At 58.7% G+C, this 20357-nt stretch carries 18 protein-coding genes; 1 reads left to right on the top strand and 17 read right to left on the bottom strand.

All coding sequences use genetic code 11. From position 1 onward, the window contains the following. Positions 1-2 precede the first annotated feature (2 nt). From HMPREF1546_RS15905 to HMPREF1546_RS15825, 17 genes are all read right to left on the bottom strand, one after another. Positions 3-791, bottom strand: coding sequence for an ABC transporter permease (locus tag HMPREF1546_RS15905; RefSeq protein ID WP_021748912.1), 789 nt, complete (start codon positions 789-791; stop codon positions 3-5). 135 nt (positions 792-926) lie between these two features. Beyond that, a complete protein-coding gene (gene asnB / locus HMPREF1546_RS15900) occupies positions 927-2855 on the bottom strand; it encodes an asparagine synthase (glutamine-hydrolyzing) (protein WP_021748913.1) in 1929 nt (642 codons plus the stop codon). A gap of 81 nt (positions 2856-2936) precedes the next feature. Beyond that, on the bottom strand, positions 2937-4016 hold the full coding sequence (locus HMPREF1546_RS15895) for a Gfo/Idh/MocA family protein (protein ID WP_021748914.1): 1080 nt from the start codon (positions 4014-4016) through the stop codon (positions 2937-2939). Positions 4017-4046: 30 nt separating this feature from the next. Continuing rightward, the gene (locus tag HMPREF1546_RS15890) at positions 4047-5600 is read right to left on the bottom strand and encodes a hypothetical protein (protein WP_021748915.1); all 1554 of its coding nucleotides are present in this window, start codon (positions 5598-5600) and stop codon (positions 4047-4049) included. 48 nt (positions 5601-5648) lie between these two features. Beyond that, positions 5649-6752 (bottom strand): glycosyltransferase family 4 protein, encoded by a 1104-nt coding sequence (locus HMPREF1546_RS15885; protein ID WP_198145324.1) that lies wholly within the window; start codon positions 6750-6752, stop codon positions 5649-5651. Positions 6753-6766: 14 nt separating this feature from the next. Beyond that, entirely contained in the window at positions 6767-7849 is a 1083-nt protein-coding gene (gene wecB / locus HMPREF1546_RS15880; RefSeq protein WP_021748917.1) for a non-hydrolyzing UDP-N-acetylglucosamine 2-epimerase, read from the bottom strand. Next, positions 7850-9163, bottom strand: coding sequence for a nucleotide sugar dehydrogenase (locus tag HMPREF1546_RS15875; RefSeq protein WP_036630082.1), 1314 nt, complete (start codon positions 9161-9163; stop codon positions 7850-7852). A 2-nt stretch (positions 9164-9165) separates the two neighbouring features. Further along, the gene (locus HMPREF1546_RS15870) at positions 9166-9753 is read right to left on the bottom strand and encodes an acyltransferase (protein ID WP_021748919.1); all 588 of its coding nucleotides are present in this window, start codon (positions 9751-9753) and stop codon (positions 9166-9168) included. After that, complete coding sequence (locus HMPREF1546_RS15865) at positions 9753-10880, bottom strand: DegT/DnrJ/EryC1/StrS aminotransferase family protein (RefSeq protein WP_021748920.1); 1128 nt, start codon at positions 10878-10880, stop codon at positions 9753-9755. Before HMPREF1546_RS15865 ends, HMPREF1546_RS15870 begins: the two co-directional genes overlap by 1 nt. A 1-nt stretch (position 10881) precedes the next feature. After that, complete coding sequence (locus HMPREF1546_RS15860) at positions 10882-11784, bottom strand: DapH/DapD/GlmU-related protein (protein ID WP_021748921.1); 903 nt, start codon at positions 11782-11784, stop codon at positions 10882-10884. Further along, a complete protein-coding gene (locus tag HMPREF1546_RS15855) occupies positions 11781-12509 on the bottom strand; it encodes a hypothetical protein (protein ID WP_036630072.1) in 729 nt (242 codons plus the stop codon). Before HMPREF1546_RS15855 ends, HMPREF1546_RS15860 begins: the two co-directional genes overlap by 4 nt. A 5-nt stretch (positions 12510-12514) precedes the next feature. After that, entirely contained in the window at positions 12515-13768 is a 1254-nt protein-coding gene (locus HMPREF1546_RS15850) for a glycosyltransferase family 4 protein (RefSeq protein WP_021748923.1), read from the bottom strand. After that, the gene (locus HMPREF1546_RS15845) at positions 13765-14373 is read right to left on the bottom strand and encodes an acetyltransferase (RefSeq protein WP_036630073.1); all 609 of its coding nucleotides are present in this window, start codon (positions 14371-14373) and stop codon (positions 13765-13767) included. The genes HMPREF1546_RS15850 and HMPREF1546_RS15845 overlap by 4 nt, the downstream gene beginning before the upstream one ends. Continuing rightward, positions 14358-14987, bottom strand: coding sequence for a sugar transferase (locus tag HMPREF1546_RS15840; RefSeq protein WP_021748925.1), 630 nt, complete (start codon positions 14985-14987; stop codon positions 14358-14360). The genes HMPREF1546_RS15845 and HMPREF1546_RS15840 overlap by 16 nt, the downstream gene beginning before the upstream one ends. Beyond that, entirely contained in the window at positions 14987-16099 is a 1113-nt protein-coding gene (locus HMPREF1546_RS15835) for a DegT/DnrJ/EryC1/StrS aminotransferase family protein (protein WP_036630074.1), read from the bottom strand. Before HMPREF1546_RS15835 ends, HMPREF1546_RS15840 begins: the two co-directional genes overlap by 1 nt. Positions 16100-16114: 15 nt before the next feature. After that, positions 16115-16738: a bacterial transferase hexapeptide repeat protein gene (locus HMPREF1546_RS15830; RefSeq protein ID WP_021748927.1), complete on the bottom strand. Its 624-nt coding sequence runs from the start codon at positions 16736-16738 to the stop codon at positions 16115-16117. A 251-nt stretch (positions 16739-16989) separates the two neighbouring features. Continuing rightward, positions 16990-19461 carry an O-antigen ligase gene (locus tag HMPREF1546_RS15825; RefSeq protein ID WP_021748928.1) on the bottom strand — a complete coding sequence of 824 codons (2472 nt, stop codon included), beginning with the start codon at positions 19459-19461 and terminating at the stop codon, positions 16990-16992. Between the two features lie 559 nt (positions 19462-20020). Between HMPREF1546_RS15825 and HMPREF1546_RS15820 the strand changes: the two genes are divergently transcribed. Next, on the top strand, positions 20021-20357 hold a 337-nt coding region (locus tag HMPREF1546_RS15820; RefSeq protein WP_021752124.1), incomplete at its 3' end, for an S-layer homology domain-containing protein.

Below are 20357 nucleotides of genomic sequence, written 5' to 3'. Positions count from 1 at the left end.
CTTTAAATGTTGTCGTCAAAGAGCTGCTTCATCTTCTCAAAAACCCAGAATCCCACCAGGAACGTGCCCAGGGAGATCAGTACCACCGCCACCAGGATGTCTCGCGGAGGCATCTCACCATAAATGAAACAGTGCTGATACGCAGTGATAAAATAGTAGAGGGGGTTCAGGCGGAGAAATGGCCGCAGGCCTGCCGGGATCATATCCGGCGTGTAGGCGATGGGGCTGATCATCATCAGCATCAGACTGATGATGTTGATGAGGCTCTGCATATCCCGCAGCACCACGTTGATGGAAGAGATCAGCCAGCCTACGCCGATGCCGAAGATTACCTGAAAGCTCCACAGCGGCAGAGCCAGCAGCAGCCACGGGGACAAAAGGCCCGTCACCGCTACCGCAACCGTCAGCAAGATCAGGCCCACTACTTCCGTACACTGGCTAAAGAGAACTGCTTTTACCGGGATGAGCTCGATGGGATAGAGCGTGTTTTTCACCAGGGAGGCATTGGATGTAACGGAGATCACAGAGTTCCCCAACCCCTCGCTGAAGCCCAGAAACGGGATCAAGCCGGAAAAGATCAGCATCACATACTGCGGCGTGGTGATCTGTTCCAACCGGACCTGGAAGATGAATACATAGACGACGGAATAGGCCGTCAGCATCAGGATGGGATAGATCACCAGCCAGAACATCCCCAATACGGATCCGGCGTATCGGGACTGAATGTCCGCCAGCGTCGTAGCCCACAGCATCTTCCTGTGGTCCCAGAGAACTTTGAATGAATGAAACATGGAATGTTAACCTCCAACCAGACACCCCTGCACGAGCCCAAAGTCAGGAGCAAGGAAATCTCTAAGCCATTTTTTATACTATCATCTCGTCCGAGTTTGCAATGCCGTGTCGAAAAAATACGGTGATCCCCCCATTCACACGGACACATCGAACTGGCGTGCGAATGATTCCATCGTCAAAAATTCAAAAACAGCAGGATGCACAGGCGATCTTAGCGCCAGAGCCTCCAACGCGTCCTGCCAGAAATACGGCGCGGTCCTGGCATTTCGGATAAGGGAGAGAAGATACTCCAGCGAGACTTGTCTGGCCCACGCATCCACCGGTGCGCCGAAGCCCAGCTTGTTGGTGCGCCAAGTGACTTCCCGGGGCATCCGGGCATCGAAAACACACCGCATCAGGTATTTCGTGTATCCCTCCCGGATCTTGTATTCCGGCGGGATGCGGCATGCCAGCTCCACGAACTGGTAATCCATGAACGGGATGCGGCTCTCCAGAGAAGCGGACATGAACAGCCGGTCATCCATCCGCACGATGTTGGGCAGCTGCGTGGCCGTCAGCTCCAGATATTGAAGCTGCTCCAGGGAACGCGGATAGAGCAGCTCGTGCAGCTGCGCTTTTTTCCGCATCTCCAGGAGGTCCCGCTTCACGAACCGCTCCGCGCGGTGCAGCTGGCGGGTATCCCGTACCATGGGGAGATCGAAATAAAGCACATAGGCGGCCAAGCTGTGCAGATGCAGCCGGGAGTGACGGCCCGCCTGGGGGAATTCCCGCAGGAGCCGCCGGATCCGCCCGGTCTTCAGCAGCCAGGAGAAATAAAAGGCGTAATACCGCTCATACCCCAGCATCAGCTCGTCGCCGCATTGTCCGTTGAGTACCACCTTATAGCCCTGGGAGCGCACCTGCTCCAAAAGTGCCTTGACTCCCAGCAGCGACAATCCGCACAGGCCCTCCGTATGCCAGACCACGTTTTCAAACTGGCCCTCGATGTCCGTGGGGGCCGGCAGGATCTGGTTGCCCGTGCAGCCGCAGGCCCGGTTCACCAGATCTGCAAAGTACCATTCATCACAGGAGGCATCTCCCGGATAGCTGGTGGTAAAGGTGTGCAGCTGGGCCGGGTCGGACATCTGCCCGCACAGTTCCGTGACCATACAGGAGGAATCCAACCCGCCGGAGAGCAGGGCGGCCACCGGCGCATCGCTGCGCAGCCGCCAGCGGCATGCCCGGGAGAACTCCTCGGCCACCTGCTCCTCCCACTGGGCCTGGGTATAGCTGTCATCGTAGCGGACATGCAGCGTCCAGTAAGGGGTGACCGTCACGGAGACGATGCGGTCCCCTTCCGGGGCCACCTGCACCACCAGCTTGTGCCCCGGGGGGAGCGCCCGCATTCCCTCGATGAGCGTTTCATCGTCGTAGTCGCCCAGGCGGTACATCAGATTCGCCGCCAGGTACGGCCTGTTGAAGGTCCGCCGGATGGCGGGGTCCTGACAGAGCTGTTTTAATTCGGAGCCCAGCAGCAGCTTGTTGGCGCTGTGGTAGTAGTGAAGGGGCTTGGCTCCCAGCCGGTCCCGGGCGCAAAACAGCTTGTTCTCTTTGCCGTCCCAGAGGGCAAAGCCCCACATGCCATTGAAATGGTCCAGGCAGTCCTCGCCCCACTGGCAGTAGGCATGGAGCAGGACCTCGGTATCGCAGTTCGTCCGAAAGCGATGCCCCAACGCCTCCAGCTGCGCCCGCAGCTCCAGATAGTTATAGAGCTCCCCATTGTAGGTGAGCGCGAGATCCCGCTCCGGCAGGGCCATGGGCTGGTGGCCGGCGGCACTGAGATCCAAAATGCTCAGCCGCCGGTGCCCCAGTCCCAGAAAGGTTCCGCTGCCTCCCTGCTCCAGAGGGGGCAGAGAGAGCTGGGGCAGCGTGTCCTCTCCCCGGTAAAAGGCCGCGCCCCCTTTTCCGATCAGCGCATAGCCTTCATCATCCGGGCCCCGATGGCGGATCACATCCGTCATGCGGCGCAGCGTGTCCGTATCCACGCCCCGGTCCAGATCCAGATAACCACTGATCCCACACATACACGATCTCCTCTCTTTCAGCGGAAGAGCGCGCCTACGCCGGAACAGGAGCCTCTATTCCCTGTGGGACGTTGAGACCTGTCAGCGGGAGAAGCGCCCGGTAAAGTCCGTGGAGGCCACATCCTTCAGCGGCAGCTTCACCGGCAGTCCCGTGGCCGCGGACTGATACATGGCCAAGATCATCTCCAGGGCTCGGCGGCCGGCCTTTGCATCGATATAAGGCGGCCGGTCCTGGGCGATGGCGTCCATCATGTCCGCGTAGACCAGGGTGTGGCCATTGCCGTAGACATTGCTGGTGGCTTCCTGCAGCCCCTTGAGGTCCGCGTCCTCCGGGCGCTGGTCGGCAAAGTCCCACACGTCGATGTTGTTGGTGGACGTGCCGCCGATCTTCACCGTGCCTGTCTCTCCGAACAGATAGAGCGTTTCCTCCAGATTCTTGGGGTAAACATTGGTGGTGCCCTCAATGGTGCCGATGGCCCCGTTTTTGAACTTCACCACGGCCATGCCCACATCCTCGCACTCCAGATAGTGGTGGAACTGCTGGGCGGTCTGCGCATAGACCTCCTCCACCTCGTCTCCCATCATCCAGCGCAGCAGATCCACACCGTGGATGCACTGGTTCATCATGCACCCGCCGTCCTGGGCCCAGGTGCCGCGCCAGGGAGCCTGGTCGTAATAGCCCTTGTTCCGGTTCCAGCGCACATGGATAGACCCGTGGGAGAGCTTGCCGAAGCGGCCCTCCTCCAGTGCCTTCCGGGTAGCCTGCACTGCCGGGTTGAAGCGGTTTTGATGGCAGGCGCACACCTTGACATGGTTCCGCTGCGCGGCTTCCACGATGGCGTCGGCGTCAGCCATGGACATGGCCATGGGCTTTTCGATGATGACGTTGACGCCGTGGGCGATGCAGTAAAGCGCGATCTCGGCGTGGATGCCGCTTTCGGTGGCGATGCCCACCAGGGTGGGCTTTTCCGTCTCCACCATCTCTTTATAATCGGTATAGCGGCGAATGGAGGTATCCTGCTCCAGGCCGTGCTTGGCCAGCAGCGCTTCCATGGCCTCGGGCTTGACGTCGCAGACGGCGGAAAGCTCCAGGTGGTTGTTCAGGACGGCTTTGATGTGATTGGTGGCAATGCGGCCACAGCCGATGAGCGCGTATTTCATAACAACATTCCTCTTCTCTGTTTGATAGTATCAGTTTCCGGTCCGCTCCTGCGGAGAGGAAAACATCATGCCCACTGCAAAGACCCGGTCCGCGATCATCCGGGGGATCTGCTCAGCCTGTACATGCTCTGAAAGGATACCCAGTTCTCTGCACCGCTCCACAGCGGCGTGATACGCCGGAGAGGACAGCCCCTGGGCAAAGCAGCGGTCGATGCGGGAGGGGACCCGGCTGCGCCGGAAGACGCGCCCGGCCGCCACTTTCGCAAGGAACCACATGCTTCTCGCCCACTCCGTCCCTGCCCGGGCGCTGTCGCAGGTGAGGCCGCGGTCCGTCGGGATGTCCTTGAGGACAGGTGCGTGTTGGGTGACCTGACGGCGCTGCCAGGCCTGCATCTCCAGCCGGCGGGGCGGCTGCCCCAGGACCGACGCAGCCACGGACCGTTCCATCAGGGGCGTATAGGCCGCGTAAAAGCGGTTCTCCATATTGCTGATGCCCGCCAGGCGCATCTGCATGATGGCATAGCCGGCGCAGAGATAGGACTCGGCCTTGGTGGGCCGGCTATACCGGCTGAATTTGCGGTACAGCCGCTCCGGCGTCTGCCGGATAGCCTCCTCCGTCTGCCCTCCGCAGATGCCGTCGGGAAAGTCGTAGGTGATGACCTTGAATCTCAAAAAGCGCTTCCAGTCAGGCTTGCCGCCGTAAAAGGGAAAGTCCTGGTTGAGGAAGCTGTTTTTGTACAGCTCCCCGGCGCCGCCTCCGAATTTCAGGGCAATGCCTCGGGCGGCAAGGCCGCCGGACTGCTTTGCCAGGCGGTAGGCGCCGCACACGCCCGCCATGCCGTCCACCTGGCGGATGGCCTCTTGCAGCCAGGCATCTCCCTCCGGCGCATCGGAAAAGACCGTCAGCTCCTGCCCCAAAACATCAGCGATCTTCCCGGCCAGGCACACGTCCGGATGATCGGGAGGACCGGTCACCGTCAGGGCAGGCCGGACCCCGTTGGCCAGAAGATGCGCCAGGACAGAGCGGCTGTCGACGCCGCCTGTGACCGCACAGCCCATGGAAAGTCCCTGCGCTGCCCGGCAGACCCGCTCCATCAGCGACGCCATGGCCTCCTGGCCAGGCTCCAATTGCTCCAGCGGGGGGAGCTCCTTGGAGCGCGTCTCGATGCCGGTATCCCGCACGACATAGTAACAGTCGGGGTCACTCCTGGTCACGCCGGAAAAGATCGTGTCATAGGAGTACGTACAGCCAAAATAGAGAAATTCCGCAATGGCGACGGGATTTGGCTTTCTTTCCTCCGGTGCTGCGCTTTCATACAGGGACGGGGAGATGGTCCCCGTCTGCCAGTTGATGAAAAAGGACGACCCGCCGTAGTTGTCGGAAAACCAGACGGCCGTTCCGTCCTCCCGGTCGATCCGGGCCCGGTAGACGCCGAGACAATCCGCGAAGTCCAGCACGCCCGTGGACTGATACTGGGCGAGGAACGCCCGGGCGGAGGCCTCCCCGCAGGGAAGATCCCGGTATGCAAAAAAACCCGTGACGTGCATGCACGCGCCGCCGTGTTTGACGATGGTTTCCATCATCTCTGTGTTTCGCCTCCCCTACCGGACCACGCGCCGGACAGATCCGGCTCATCGGCCCTTGTCACAAGATCCGCTCAAGTCTCGATAGAGCCCCAGCAGCGTCTGTTCCTCCACGCTCCAGTTGAATGCCTCCCGGACGGCTCTGCGGCCGTTCTCGCCCATCTGACGGGCTTCCTCCGGATGCTCCAGCAGGCGGCGCAGGGCCAGGACCACCTGGTCCACATCTTCCGGGTCTACGCACACGCCGCAGTGATACCGCTCCACGAATTCCCGCCACAGGGAAAAATCCGTGCAGATCACCGGCAGACCCGCCATCATCTCTTCAAAGATCTTGGTGTTGCCCATGGTGCCGCTGTGCCCGTTGGTATTCTTTCCCGGGCGCAGCAGCGCGACTCCCGCACGGCAGTGCGCCATCTGCTTCGCCACTTCTCCGTGGGGGATCCGACCCAGGTAATCTGTCTGCGCCCAGCCAGGCAGTGCCTCCAGGCGGGAAAGGTACGCCTCCCCCACCGGGCCGCAGAGGGTATAGCGGCACTCCGGCACCTTCTCCAGGGCCTTGAGGACCGTCTCGTGCATCCATTGGGGGGTGATGCCGCCGGCGAATATGATCCGCGCGTCCCCGCCGTCATCGGGCATGGGAGCCTCCCGAAAGATGGGATAATTCGTCACCTGCACGGTCCGGGGATTGATCTTGGAAAAATAGTCCACGATATGAGGCGAGACGCTGATGACTGCATCCAGCCGCCGGCAGACGGAGGCCTCATACGCCTGATACAGACGGTACACGATCCGGCGCAGGGGCTTTGGGAGCCAGTGCTTTTCCAGGATGGCCTGAGCAGTAAACTCATGGCTGTCGAATATGACCACTTTCCCGCGGCGCTTGAGCCGCAGTCCATATGGCAGCAGCTCCGGGTCATGGAGATGGTAGACCTCGGCGTCCAGTGCCAGCGCCTGCCGGTATATCCTGCGGGCAAAGAACAGCATCCGGAAAAGACGGCCGCCTGAGGGCACGCCCACGCCCACGACCCGGACGCCGGCCTCCTCACGGGCCGGGCCCCGGGCCACCAGAGATACCTCATATCCCGCCTTTGCCAGAGAGACGCATTCCTTATAAAAGATCCTGGTGTCGTCGGATGCGTGGGCGCTGGTCATATGGCAGACGTGTATCATTGCAGGAATTTTCGGATCTCAGAGACGATCTTCTCCGCGGAATGGCCGTCTCCGAAGGGCTGGTAGGCGGGGTCGAACGTCACGGGCCGGGACAGCTTTTCCAGGATGTCCGCCTTTTCCGGCCTGGCCAGCTGATTGTAGCCGTTGACCATGGTCTCCGGCCAGCCCACATAGTCCAGCACCGTCACGCAGGGCTTTTTGGCGAAGAATGCCTCCCGCTGGACACCGCCGGAGTCTGTCACGATTTTTTCAGCCCGGTTCACCAGGGAGATGGACGTCTGATAGCCCACAGGCTGCGTCAAGAGCAGGTTCCGGTAGGCTCGCTGACTGCAAAGCCGCTCTGCCCTGGCGTGATTCCTGGGATGCACCGGGTAGATCACCGGGGCATCCAGTGCCTCCATAGCATCAAAAATACCCCGGAGATTTTCGTCCGTATCCGTATTCTCCTGACGGTGGCAGGTGAGATAGTAGAATTTGGCCGGGACCTCCAGCGGAGCGCCTTGGAAATCCACGATGCCCGCCAGTTCACTGCCGTCCAGCTGCCGGGTGTAGTAGCAGAAGGCGTCATACATCGGGTCTCCCACCAGTACCACAGAATCCTGGAAGCCTTCCCGACGGAGAAACTCCACGCCGGAGGGGGTACATACCAGGTGCAGACTGGAAACATGATCCGTCACGATGCGGTTGACTTCCTCAGGGCTCTCCAACGTTCCCAGGCGGTTACCCGCTTCCACATGGCAGATGGGGATATGGAGCTTTACGGCCGCCAGTGCCGCAGCCATGGTGGAATTGGTGTCGCCGAAGACCAGCACCATGTCCGGCGCTTCCTTTATGAAGACTTCCTCCAGTTTTTCCAGCATCTCCCCGGTCATCTTGCCGTGGCTTCCGCCGGAGATCCCCAGATTATAATCCGGCTTGGGAATATCCATCTCTTCAAAAAAGACATCGGACATATTGTGGTCATAGTGCTGTCCCGTGTGGATGAGCACTTCCTGAAACTCCTTCCGCAGGACCCGGGACACCACGGCTAACTTGATGAACTGTGGGCGCGCCCCCACAACGGAACAGATCTTCTTCACTTACAGCACCTCGATATTCTCCCGGTTGGAGATGTTTTTCATCACGTTTTTGCAGTCAAACACCGGCACACCGCAGTTGGCTACCATCTGATAGTCCACATTGCTGTGGGCGGTGGTGATGATGACCAGGTCGTACCCCTTCACCACCTCGGCGTTCAGCGTTTCCACACCGGTATACCACTGTCCGTTATGGCGAAGCTTGGGGATGAAAGGATCATAAAAGTCGGTCTGGGCGCCGGTCTTGTGGAATTCCTCCATCACCCGGATGGCAGGGCTTTCCCGGTAGTCGTCGATATCCTGCTTGTAGGCCATGCCCAGCATCAGGACCTTGGCCCCGTTGAGCGCCTTCTTGTGGCGGTTGAGGATCTTACCGGCGCGCTCCACCGTATACTCCGGCATCCGGTCGTTGACCATCATGGACGCCTCGATCATGGACGTGTGGAAGCCGTATTCCCGGGCCTTCCAGCTCAAGTAGTAGGGATCCAGGGGGATGCAGTGCCCGCCCAGGCCCGGACCGGGATAGAACGCCTGGAAGCCGTAGGGCTTGGTCTTGGCGGCGTCGATGACCTCCCAGATGTCGATGTTCATTTTGTTGCACAAAATGGCCAGCTCATTTACCAGGCCGATGTTGATGTTGCGGTAGGTATTCTCCAGGATCTTCTCCATCTCCGCCACGGCGGGAGAGGATACGGTGGTCACATCTCCCTCCAGGATGGAGCGGTACACCATGGCGATGACCTCCACGGCGTCGGCGCCGATGGCACCCACAACCTTGGGGGTATTGCTGGTCTTGTAGATGAGATTGCCCGGATCGATGCGCTCGGGAGAGAAGCCCAGATAGAAGTCCGTCCCGCACTTGAGGCCGCTGCCCTCCTCCAGAAGGGGCTTGAGCAGTTCCTCAGTGGTGCCGGGATAAGTGGTGGACTCCAGCACCACGATGGAGCCCCGGGTCAGATGCTTGGCAATGGCAATCGTGGAATCCCGGACATAACTGATGTCAGGCTGCTGGTGCTTGTCCAGCGGAGTGGGCACGCAGATGGCAATGAAATCCACATCGCACACCCTGGAAAAATCTGTGGTGGCGCTGAGCATTCCGCTGGACACTAGTTCCTCCAGATCGGAGTTGACCACATCGCCGATATAATTCTTTCCGGCGTTGACCATGTCCACCTTTTCCTGCTGCACGTCAAAGCCAATGGTGTGGAAGCCGTGCTTGGCCTTATCCACAGCCAGAGGCAGTCCCACATAGCCCAGGCCACACACCCCCATGGTCAGGGTCCTGTTTTTGATTTTTTCGATCAGTTCTTCCTTCATCGTCATATTTTCTCGAGCTCCTCTACTGCGGATTTATCATTCATGTGATACTGTTTGCCGCAAGCGGTACAGCAAGCCTTGCCCTCCGCGAAATGCAGCTTTTCCCCACACTGGCACACATACCCCTGCACCTTGGCGGGAGATCCATAAACCATGGCGTAGTCCGGGACGTTTTTCGTCACCACCGATCCGGCCCCCACGAAGGCATACCGGCCGATGTCATGTCCGCAGACGATGGTTGCATTGGCGCCGATGCTGGCGCCTTTTTTCACCACCGTCCGACGGTATTCGCTCTTGCGCTCGATAAAAGCCCGGGGATTGATGACGTTGGTAAAAACACAGGAGGGGCCAAGGAACACGCCGTCCTCACACTCCACACCGGTATAGACGGAGACATTGTTCTGGATCTTGCAGCCGTTCCCCAGCCTGACGCCCGGAGAGATGACCACGTTTTGCCCGATGTTGCAGCGCTCTCCGATGGTACAGCCGCTCATGATGTGGGAAAAATGCCAGATCTTCGTTCCCGCGCCGATGTCGCAGCCTTCATCCACATAGCTGGAGGGATGGACAAAATACGCCTTCTCTGCCATCACAGCGCCTCCAATACCGCGTCGATGATCTGCTGCTGCTCCGCCTGCTCCAGATACGGGTGCATAGGCAGGGAGAAGGTCCGGGCACAGTAGTCATCTGCATCGCGGAAGGTCTCCCCGTAATGGGGCTCATCCCGGAACACCGGCAGGGCATGCTGGGGTGTGGGATAATAGATCATATTGGGAATGCCGGCCTCTTTCAAATGGGCCACGATCTTGTCCCGCTGTGCGGTATCTGCCGCCAGCAGTGCATACTGGGCCCAGGCGCTGACGCAACCCTCTGCCACGAAGGGCGTAGTGAGCTTTCCCGCAAAGGCCCGGCCATACCGCTCTACCACCTGCTGGCGGGCATCGATCTCATAGTCCCCCAGGGCCTTGAGCTTGGGCAGCAGTACGGCGGCCTGCATGGCGTCCAGCCGGGAATTCATGCCCACCCGGACGTTGTCGTACTTGCCGCCGGGACCCTTACCGTGTACACAGAGGGAGCGGATCAGGTCCGCCGTGTGGTCATCGTCGGTGAAGATGGCGCCGCCGTCGCCATAGCAGCCCAAAGGCTTGGCCGGGAAGAAGGAAGTGGTGGCAATTTGGCCGAAAGAACAGGCCTTCTTCCCGTGATAGGAAGCGCCGAAGCTCTGGGCGGCGTCCTCAATAAGGAACAGGCTGTACTTTTCACAGATGGGAACGATGACGTCATAATCGCAGGGATTGCCCAGGATATCCACAGCCACCACGGCCTTGGGAGTCAGCTTCCCCTCCGCCAGCACTGCCTGGATCTGCCGCTCCAGGCTTTCCGGACTCAGGCAGTAGGTGTCGGGCGTGATGTCACAAAACACGGAGACCGCGCCGAACATCTTGGCAGGCTCCGTGGAGGAGATGAAGGTCATGTCAGGGCAGAATACCGCGTCTCCCGCGCCCACGCCCGCCACCATATAGGCGATCTGCAGGGCGTCGGTGCCGTTGGCACACGTGATGCAGTGCTTGCGGCCGGTGAAGGATGCCAGCTTCTCCTCCAGCTCTTTGACATAGGGACCGCCGATGAAAACCGCACTGTCTACTACCGCCTGGATATTGGCGTCGATCCCCGCTTTCAGGGCATGATACTGGGCTTTCAAATCAATAAATTGCATATTATCCCTCTTTCTTTTTATCAAACGGTTTTGCGGGGTTGCCTGCCACAGTCGTGTAGGCCGGAACATCCCGCACCACCACGGAACCCATGCCTACAAAGCCGCCTTCCTCCACCTGTACCTGATTGCGGATAATACTGGTGGCCACATAGCTGTGTGCTCCGAAGCGGCAGGATCCGTAGATGCTGGTACCGCACACAAATGCGGAGTTTTCGCCCAACTCGCTGTTATGCCCCACGCGGACCTGGGCATCGATCTTAACGCCGGAGCTGATGATGGTGTCGTCAATGACGCCCCGGCTGATGCTGCAATTTTCCAGAATGGTAACGTCATCGCCGATATGGACGCCGCCAAAGTGCCGGACCATCGTCTTTCGGTGAGCTGCATCCTCGGTAAAGCCGAACCCATCATGGCCGATGACGGTGCCAGAGCAAATGGTGCAACGGCTTCCTACCGTCACCCGGTTCACCATTACCACGTTGTTCCAGATGACCGTATCATCCCCAATGGTAATCTCTCCATCCAGCGTGCAATTGTGGCCGATGCAGACATTGTTTCCCAGCTTGACCCGGGGACCGATATACGTGCCCTGCCCGATGGCGGGCCGGGTCTCATCCTCTCCGTAAAAATGCTCGATGGTACTGAAAAACGCCCGCTTGCTCTCTGCTGTGCGGATCACGTTGGCCGCACCCTCCAGCTCCATATCGGGGCCGGTGAACACCAGCGTCAGCGCGGAGAGATCAAAGTGCTCCGGCACATTTTTCAACGCTTTGACCCAGGTGAACGAGCCGGGACAGTAGTGGGACAGGGAGGAAAAGCGCTCCACCTGGGCCAGGGGATCGCCCTGAAAGGTATACGCAAGCTCCATCCCATCTAAAAATTCCAGGATCTCCTGGATCTTCACAGGGACGCACCTCCCCCCATGATGCTGGCAAGGTCTGTGATATTTTCCTCCATCTGCCGGTAGCGTTCCTGATTGGCGGAGGAAATGAACCGCCGCACCGTGACTTCAATGGGCTCTTCCTGCTGGTGATACCAGAAAGCGTGGGTCAGGATGTGCAGGCGGTCATACCTGCCCGAAGCCACGATTTCCTCCACCGGCTCCCGCCATCTCCGGCGGCTGTCAGAGAGGTATTTGAAATCATGGAAAAACGTCTGCCCATAGGAATTGATCATACCGGGGATCTGCAGGTCCGCATCCAGCGTGGCCTGAGACGGACGGTGCATGGAAACGCTGGTTACCGGTGTTTCCAAAAGGGCGGATAGCATGTCCCGTTCCCGCAGGATATGCGCTGCAGTTTCCTCTATCCCAGCCTCAGGATAAGCCTTCTCATCAAAATGCAGGCCCAACTCATGCCCCAGAGCTTGGATCTGCCCCAGCGTCTCCAGGCAGCGGCGGGCAGCCACATTATAAAATTCACTGCGCAACAGAACAAAATACGTGCTGCGCACGCCCATTTCCCGCTCCACCCGTGCAAGGGCCAGAGCCTGCTCGGGGCTGTTATCGATATCATGGCGCAAGATCACGCAGCGTGGATACGCCTGCCAATCATGGTAGGTGGCCACCTGGTATCCCTGCCGGTCCAGCAGCGCCAGAAGATCCCTGTATGCTCCATAGGTAAATTCCATGGAGATCACCTCTCCTTTTCCAGAACTTTGATCAACCTTTCGGTCAATTGTCGGTAATCGTATGCCTCAGCGGCGCGCTCCGCGTTCCGGCACAGGGATCCCAGCACGTCCCCGTCTGCCTGCCGGAGCCCGGCGATGGCCTGGGACAGCACCTCCGGACAGTCCACGCACACGCCGGCGTAAAACTGCTCCACCGGGTTGTACCCGGCGGCGATATCCATCAAAATGGGCTTCCCTGCCGCAAAGCAGTCAAACATTTTATTGGTGCTGATGCCAAAGCGCAGCAGAGATCTCCCATCATTGCTGCCGTGGATGAGGTTGAGATCGGCTTTTGTGACGATATCGGGAATGTACTTTTTCTCCACTTTTCCCTTGAATATCACATTCGTGATGCCTTCCTCCTGCACCCGCCGCTCCAGCGCCGCCCGTTGGTCGCCGTCTCCCCAGACCAGAAAGCGGACCGTGGGGTCCGTCACCTGCTTGGCCGCGTCCAACAGCGCACCCAGCTGGTTCACACGCCTGATGGATCCGATATAGACCACCTTAAACAGAGCGGGATCCTGCAGATCGGCATCTTCTACCCGGAAGCGGGCCCGGTGCTCCCGGAACTGCTCCAGGTCCACGCCGTTGTTGATGCAGTGGACCTTGGACCGGGGGATCGCCCGCTCCCAGCCTCGCTCCGTGATATAGTCATAGCCGCCCTCCATGGTAAAGATCAGGGCGTCCGCTCGTTGGTAGATCCACTTCTCCCCTCGGTATAAGAGCCGGATCAGGGGATTCTCTCTTGTAAACCGGTTGGAGTAGGCCACAATAGACTCCGGCCAGAGGTCCCGCACTTCACATACACACCGCACGCCAAAGTGTTTTGCGGTCTGGATTCCCGCTACCAGCGTCAGCGGGTGAACCGAGGAGGCATAGATCACATCCGGCTTTCCACGAGCTTTCGCATAGGCCCTTGCGGTCTTTTTTACGTTCTGGTAGAAGTCCACCATATTCAAGACCCGCTGCGCTCCGTTCCCCCCATAGGTCCGTCCCTGGACAAAGACAAAGGGCACGCCGATTTCCTCTGCCTCATGCTCCTGCCAGAGATCCATATCAGGAAAATAGGTCTCCGCCTTGCCGTGCCTTGCGTTGCAGCAGAACACCACCGGCTCATACCCGGCCTGCCTGAGATACTTGGCAAAGGCATAGTGCCGGCCACCCTGCTCCTCATACATAGACCCGGCATAGTGGTTCCAGATCCATACCCGCTTGTTCATGGCACCCTCCGCACGGGAACACCCACATAGGTCCCGGGCTCGGTGATATCCCGGACCACCACGCTGCCCGCGCCTACCACTGTATGGGAACAGACCCGGAGATTGTTCCGCACCACAGCCCCCGCGCCGATGTGGCTCTCCTCCCCCACCAAGACCGTGCCGCACAGCACCGCCCGGGGAGAGATGTGCGTGCAGGCGCCCACCCGGCAGTCATGCTCCACGATGGCGCCTGTATTGATAATACAGTGGGGGCCCACGGCGGCGTCCGCGTTGAGCACCGCTCCGGCCAGGACCACGGTCCCCTCGCCCAGGACCACGCCCCGGCCCACCCGGGCAGCCGGATGGACGGCGGTATGCCATTTCACCTGCATCTGCCCGGACAACTCCCGGCGCAGAGCGTTGTTTCCCAGGCCGAACACGAACACCACCCGGTCCGCCCAGGACTCCCATGCACCAAAGGGCCCCAGCACCGGAATATCCCAAACAGCATTGCGGGCCGGGTCGTCATCCAGGAACCCCAGCACTGTGTCGCCGGCGGAAAGGATAGCGTCAGCCACCACCTTTCCATGGCCTCCGGCACCCAGGACGATCACTTGTTCAGGCACCGCATCTCATCTCCCGTTCCTTGGAATTCCTCCATAGTCGCGCTAGTCCCACTGGAGATGCCCTCACGCCGCATCACGCTGGAGACCGTCTGCAAAAGGATCTTCAAATCTCCCCAGGCGGTGATTCGGGAGACATAGCGCACATCATATATGAACCGATCCTCCCACGTGATCGCATTTCGTCCGTTGACCTGGGCCAGCCCCGTCAGCCCCGGACGCACATCGTGGCGGTGACGCTGCTCTTCATTGTATAGGGGCAGATACTTCACCAGCAGCGGCCGGGGGCCCACAATAGACATATCCCCCCTCAGGATGTTCCACAGCTCCGGCAATTCGTCCAGACTGGTGGAGCGCAGGATCCGGCCCAGCCGGGTCAGCCGCACCTCGTCCGGCAGAAGCACTCCGTTTTCGTCCCGGGCATCCGTCATGGAGCGGAACTTGTACATTTTGAAGATCTTCTCATTCTTCCCCGGGCGCTCCTGGCAGAAAATCACCGGACTGCCCAGCTTTGTCCGCACCAGCACCGCCACGATCAGCAGCACCGGAGAGAGTAAGATCAGCGCACAGCCGGAGAGCAGAACGTCAAAAAAACGCTTGAAAAACTTCCGGTACATCAAAACAGCCCCCGGATCACAGAAATCACCCGCTCCTGATCGGAGTCCGCCATCTTGATGTCGCTGGGCAGGCACAGTCCCCGGGCAAAGATGTCCTCCCCTACATTGTCGCCCGCGGTAACGAAATCATGCGCCGCGAACACCGGCTGAAGGTGCATGGGCTTCCAGATTGGACGGGACTCGATGTTCTCCTCCTCCAGCGCCAGGCGAATCTGTTCCGGCGTCACGGTGCAGCCGGGGTCAATAGTCATACAGCTGAGCCAGAAATTAGGCTGGCTGTAAGGCAGATGGGGGTTCATCCGCACAGGAAGCCCTTGAAATGCTTTTTCATAAGTCCGGTAGATGGCCTCCTTCTTCGTTCTGTGCTCAAGAAGGTGAATGAGCTGCCCGCGGCCGATCCCCGCCACGATATTGCTCATCCGATAGTTATAACCGATCTCCTTGTGCTCGTACCACGGGTAAGGCTCTCTGGCCTGCGTGGCCCAAAACCGGGCCTTGGAGATGCCCGCCTCATCGTCGGACAGCAGCATTCCGCCGCCGGAGGTCGTGATGATCTTGTTGCCGTTGAAGGAAAGGGCGTTGTACTGCCCAAAGGTACCCGTCTGGCGTCCTTTGTATGTAGCAGACAGGCTCTCCGCCGCGTCCTCAATGAACACTGCTCCATGCGCATCGCAGATGTCCCGGATTTCATCCAGCTTTGCAGGCGTTCCGTACAGATTGGCCGCGATCACACAGCGGCAGTCCGGATACCGCTCAAACGCCCGCTCCAGCGCCCGCGGGTCCATATTCCACGTCTCCCGCTCGCTGTCAATGAAGACCTGTTCGCCCCCCTCATAGCTCACGGGATTTACGGTTGCGGAGAAGGTCAGGTCGGAACAGAACACCTTGTCTCCCCGCCGGACGCCAGCCAGCTTCACAGCCAGATGCAGCGCAGCGGTTCCCGCATTCAGCGCCGCCGCAGACTTGACGCCGACGAATTCCGCAACTCCCTTTTCAAACTCATCCACGTTCTTCCCCAGAGGGGCCACCCAATTGGTATCAAACGCCTCCTGGATAAAAACCTGCTCCTCCTGGTGCATGGTCGGAGAAGCCAGATAAATTCTGTTTCCCATATCGCTTTTTGCTCCTCATTCAAAGTCCGCCGCTGTGATCACCCGGCCGCACCCCACAAGGGTCCCGTCCGGGATTTTCACATTTCGATCAATCGTCGCGCCGCTGGCGATAATACAGCCATTCCCGATTCGCACTCCGGGCGAGACCGTGGCTCTGGCCTCGATCACAGTTCCGTATCCAACCGCCGCAGACGGAGAAACCGTGGCAGTCGGATGGACCAAGATCGGCAGCACAAAACCGCTTCTGGCCAGCATAGCCAGCCACTGCATCCGTAACTTCTGATCGCCCACAGAGGGAATCGCAATCGGGTACTCCTCAAGATACCGCAGGCAGTCATCACACCGCCCCATTGCCAACGGGTTTTTCAAGTCATCGTCCAGAAAGCCGATTTTCCGGAATACCCCCAGCGACTGGGCCAGCTCCCGGATGATCTCACCGTGTCCGCCTGCCCCAAGGATCAGCAGATTCATCTCCCGGGGGCGCTGCGCCATGATCCGGTCCCGTTTTTCCCGCGCCTCTTCAAAGGAGTGCCCGTAGCAGTATCCATAGAGCAACTTTCCAGCTGCATCCCGCCCCTTTGGATAGCGGGCCTCATATCGGCCGTCTTTCCGTTTTCGGATGTTCACCCCGGTTCGCATTCCATCTCCTCTTTCGTGGTCACAGCACAGTCGCATTCCGTGTTCACCGCCGTATGTCCTGCATCGGAATAATTGTTACGATTATGTGACAAAATATAGCATCCTTATGTCTTGTACAGTCTACCACAGTGCCAAACAGTTTACAATATATATTTTTTCATAGTTTTCGAATCTATACCAACCCACAGCTATACCATTGCAATCATGGTCAAAAAATCCCCCCAACCTCAGTTGGGGGGATTTTTTCCTTTTTATGATGGATTCCCGGCTTGGCTTAGAACCTGAGATATCGCTGCATACATGCCTTCTCCATCCAGTAAGTCCGTCCGGGCGCAGTTCAAAAGTGCCGCATTCTCTTCTGTCAAAGCGACCGGAACCAGCAAATACGCATTGGCCCGGTCCATGGCTTCGCCGATTCCCCGGACGCCTTCCGCAAATGTGTCTGCCTCTGCCGGATCAATTTGTGAAAATGCCTGGATACACAAATTCATGGCGCTGTTCCACGCTTCGGAATTGGAGCGTTCCTGCAGCAGGCCCTCCTGCAAGACGTCGAAAAAGTTTTCCACCTGCCCCAGCGGCAGATAGTAGTAAGCCGCAACATAGTAGCAGGAGTCGAACTCCCCGGTTTCACGCAGCTCTCTGGCACAGCGGGCGGCTGTGCCCTCATTGCTGATCCCGCCGGCCTGCAGCGCATTCCCCATCAGATTCACCTTGTAGCTCTGATCGTTGTATGCATCCATGCGGTCCAGCCTTTCCAGTGTCTCTATGAAGGAGCCTGTCGTCATTCCGGCAGCATCCAGCTCCCGATATTCCTTTTGGGCCAGCAGGCTTCCGCCCAGCAGGGCAACAGAAATCACCAGCCACAGGTCCGACACCACCAGGACCACAATACCGGCGGCCCGCCTTTTCCTCCCCTCTGTATAGGTTCCGTAACACACTGTTGGCAGCAGCAGCAGGAAAAACGCCGCACACTGAAACATCTGAACGGAGAAAGAGATCTCCATCAGGCCGTGGAGGTTCATCATGACCAAGCAGGCCAGCAGCATGGCCGCCAGGGGCGTGCGCGCTTTGCGAAGCTGCCGGACCAGCAGCACGGCCGTTCCCAGGATGAATGCCAAAAATGCAGCGAGACCCAGCAGGCCGGTCTCATCCATCACCTGTAGCAAGTGGTTGTGGAGATAAAGGGACTCATAAAAGAACGGCTGTACAGAGGTCAGCAGCCCCTCTGTGGCTCCCAGACCGTGTCCCGCCAACGGGGACTCTTTGAAAAGCGTCCATCCGTCTATATCATATTGCAGCCGCAGCAGAAAACTGCTGTCTTCAAATATATTTTTCTGGAGGCGATTCGCGATATTGTCCGGCAGCAATGTGTAGGCCATCGGGATCTCGGTTCCGTCCGACAGAGACACCTGCCGGAGCTCCAGGCCTGCAGGACCGCGGAACTGCATCAGAACATGCCCCACATCCTCCGACACCGTAAAGGACGCCTCTTCCAGCGGGCCATTATAATATGTCTCAGTGACTGAGGTCAGCTCCTGCTCCCGTGTGGAGCCATAGACCAGCACCGTGATCTCGCTGCTTTTATCCCAATCACCGGAAAACGTATAGGTCTCTCCGCCCTCTACATCGGCTCCCCGGTAGAGGAAGTTGCTCTCTGTAAATACAAACGGCTCCGTCAGCGTGAGCGCCAGTATAACTGCCGCGATTCCCGCGGCAATCCCTCCTCCCAGCACACCGGCAAGGAGCTTTCCATGCCCCGCCAGCGCGGAAGCCGCCTTCCGGGCGGGGAACTCGTTCAGCAGCCACAGCAGCACTCCGCTCGGCAGAGCGACCAGCGTTCCCCAAAAAGGGCCGCCTGCCAGGAGCGAGGCCGAGACCACGCCGAATACCACCATGGAAATGCCCATTGCCGCCATGGTAAAGAAAAGCCCCAGCCGTTCTTCCTTTCCCGCAATCAGGAGATAGGCCAGCAGTGTCGCGCCAAAGCAGAGAATGGCACCACGGCTCATTGCGGTAAAAAAGGCCACTGCGGACAGTCCGGTCAGAAAGCAAGCCGCAAATCGCTCCCACGGTTTCCGTCCTGTACGGATCAGGTAGAGTCCCACCAAGACCGCCAGCGCCATCAGGCTGCCGGTCAGGTTTGCGTCGTTATAGATGCCGTCAAACCGGGCGCCCGTATAGGTCGCTTGATCCAGGCTCTGATAAGCTGCATCCCCAAGCCCCTCCATAAAAGAGGCAAAGCCGCGAAAGAGCGGTCCCCGGCACCCGGCATCGATACATAGAAGCCCAATCACTCCGCACACGGCAGAGAAGCCGAACAGGAGTCCGCCGGCGTTCTGTTCCCGTCCGCGTGCCAACAGCAACAGGCCTAGGGCTCCGGACGCCAGCAGCTTGGCATATTCTCCGTAAGCGTAGGCGCCGAAGCTCGTATACAGGCTGGCGGCCCCGCAGAGGATCAAAAAGGCCAGAAACCCCAGGACCGGGATTCCCAGGCGGCCGCGAAACCGTGCATAGCCCCCCCTGCCAAAAGACAGCGCCAATGCCACAGCCGCCAGAATCAGGCTCATGGGAACCGTCTGCACCGTCATGGCAAAAAACAGCAGCACCGCAAATCCCACAACAAACAGGCGGTCATACAGCGGATGGTCTTTCTCCGGCACAGGCGCCGCATCATTCACCGGTTTTGGAACCACCTCTGCCGGCACGGTTTTTTTTCGCTTCATGAAATTGCTCCTCTCGCGAGAATAGTCTTTTACCGCGCAAAATTATATCAGATTTCTTGTTCATTGTCTATTCCAATGGTTTCATTTATGTATCAAATCAGCAGATTATATTTGTCGCTCATTTTTAATCATCCTTCGCTTTTCAGTCCGCAGTCCGGACAAAGGGAATCTACCTCTGCGAGGGGCGGAATGCCTGTGTATTTTTATTTTTCAACGATGTGACATCCGTTTCAAGAAAGCGCGGGCCCGCCTTTCAGACCAAATCATTCAGAGAAAGAGCGGTACCGGAAAGCGCATTGGATGTCATCACAATCCTCTGCTGATCTGATGCATCAAAAAATTTCCATAATTGGCTGCTACCAAATCTTTAATTTTGCTACCAGACTTTCCAGGGTTTCCAAGCTTTGCAGCCGTTTGGTAGCATGAAAACTCAAAATGCTACCGAAGTTGTTCGGAAAAGCGCTGGCCCACAAGGGCCGCAAGCCGTTGTGCGAGGAGTGTATCTCTCCAATTTGCCAAAATGAGGGAACGGCGGAAATTTAAAGGAGGTAAACACCCAATGAAGAAGTTCCTTTCTCTGGTACTGGCTCTGGTGATGACCATGTCTCTGGTCACCGTCAGCGCCGGCGCCAAGGACTTCAGTGATGACGGCAGCATCACCTACAAGGAAGCTGTCGACGTCATCAGCGGCATCGGCGTTGTCGACGGTTATTCCGGCGGCGACTTCAAGCCCACTGAAGTCCTGACCCGCGGTGCCGCCGCCAAGATCATCTGCAACCTGATCCTGGGGCCCACCACCGCTTCCTACCTGAGCGCTGACACCGCTCCCTTCAAGGATGTGCCCGTGACCAACGTGTTCGCAGGCTACATCACCTACTGCTCTCAGCAGGGCATCA

The sequence above is a fragment of the Oscillibacter sp. KLE 1745 genome, assembly GCF_000469445.2.
In the GTDB taxonomy this organism is placed as follows: Bacteria; Bacillota; Clostridia; order Oscillospirales; family Oscillospiraceae; genus Oscillibacter; species Oscillibacter welbionis.
This window is presented reverse-complemented; position numbering and strand designations above follow the sequence as displayed.

What these genes read in the sequence shown, in the direction of transcription:
- HMPREF1546_RS15905 (WP_021748912.1), bottom strand. Translation starts at nt 791, where the DNA reads ATGTTTCATTCATTCAAAGTTCTCTGGGACCACAGGAAGATGCTGTGG.
- HMPREF1546_RS15835 (WP_036630074.1), bottom strand. Translation starts at nt 16,099, where the DNA reads ATGGGAAACAGAATTTATCTGGCTTCTCCGACCATGCACCAGGAGGAG.
- HMPREF1546_RS15855 (WP_036630072.1), bottom strand. Translation starts at nt 12,509, where the DNA reads ATGGAATTTACCTATGGAGCATACAGGGATCTTCTGGCGCTGCTGGAC.
- HMPREF1546_RS15890 (WP_021748915.1), bottom strand. Translation starts at nt 5,600, where the DNA reads ATGATGGAAACCATCGTCAAACACGGCGGCGCGTGCATGCACGTCACG.
- HMPREF1546_RS15885 (WP_198145324.1), bottom strand. Translation starts at nt 6,752, where the DNA reads ATGACCAGCGCCCACGCATCCGACGACACCAGGATCTTTTATAAGGAA.
- HMPREF1546_RS15850 (WP_021748923.1), bottom strand. Translation starts at nt 13,768, where the DNA reads ATGAACAAGCGGGTATGGATCTGGAACCACTATGCCGGGTCTATGTAT.
- HMPREF1546_RS15840 (WP_021748925.1), bottom strand. Translation starts at nt 14,987, where the DNA reads ATGTACCGGAAGTTTTTCAAGCGTTTTTTTGACGTTCTGCTCTCCGGC.
- HMPREF1546_RS15865 (WP_021748920.1), bottom strand. Translation starts at nt 10,880, where the DNA reads ATGCAATTTATTGATTTGAAAGCCCAGTATCATGCCCTGAAAGCGGGG.
- HMPREF1546_RS15870 (WP_021748919.1), bottom strand. Translation starts at nt 9,753, where the DNA reads ATGGCAGAGAAGGCGTATTTTGTCCATCCCTCCAGCTATGTGGATGAA.
- HMPREF1546_RS15875 (WP_036630082.1), bottom strand. Translation starts at nt 9,163, where the DNA reads ATGAAGGAAGAACTGATCGAAAAAATCAAAAACAGGACCCTGACCATG.
- asnB (WP_021748913.1), bottom strand. Translation starts at nt 2,855, where the DNA reads ATGTGTGGGATCAGTGGTTATCTGGATCTGGACCGGGGCGTGGATACG.
- HMPREF1546_RS15830 (WP_021748927.1), bottom strand. Translation starts at nt 16,738, where the DNA reads ATGCGAACCGGGGTGAACATCCGAAAACGGAAAGACGGCCGATATGAG.
- HMPREF1546_RS15895 (WP_021748914.1), bottom strand. Translation starts at nt 4,016, where the DNA reads ATGAAATACGCGCTCATCGGCTGTGGCCGCATTGCCACCAATCACATC.
- HMPREF1546_RS15825 (WP_021748928.1), bottom strand. Translation starts at nt 19,461, where the DNA reads ATGAAGCGAAAAAAAACCGTGCCGGCAGAGGTGGTTCCAAAACCGGTG.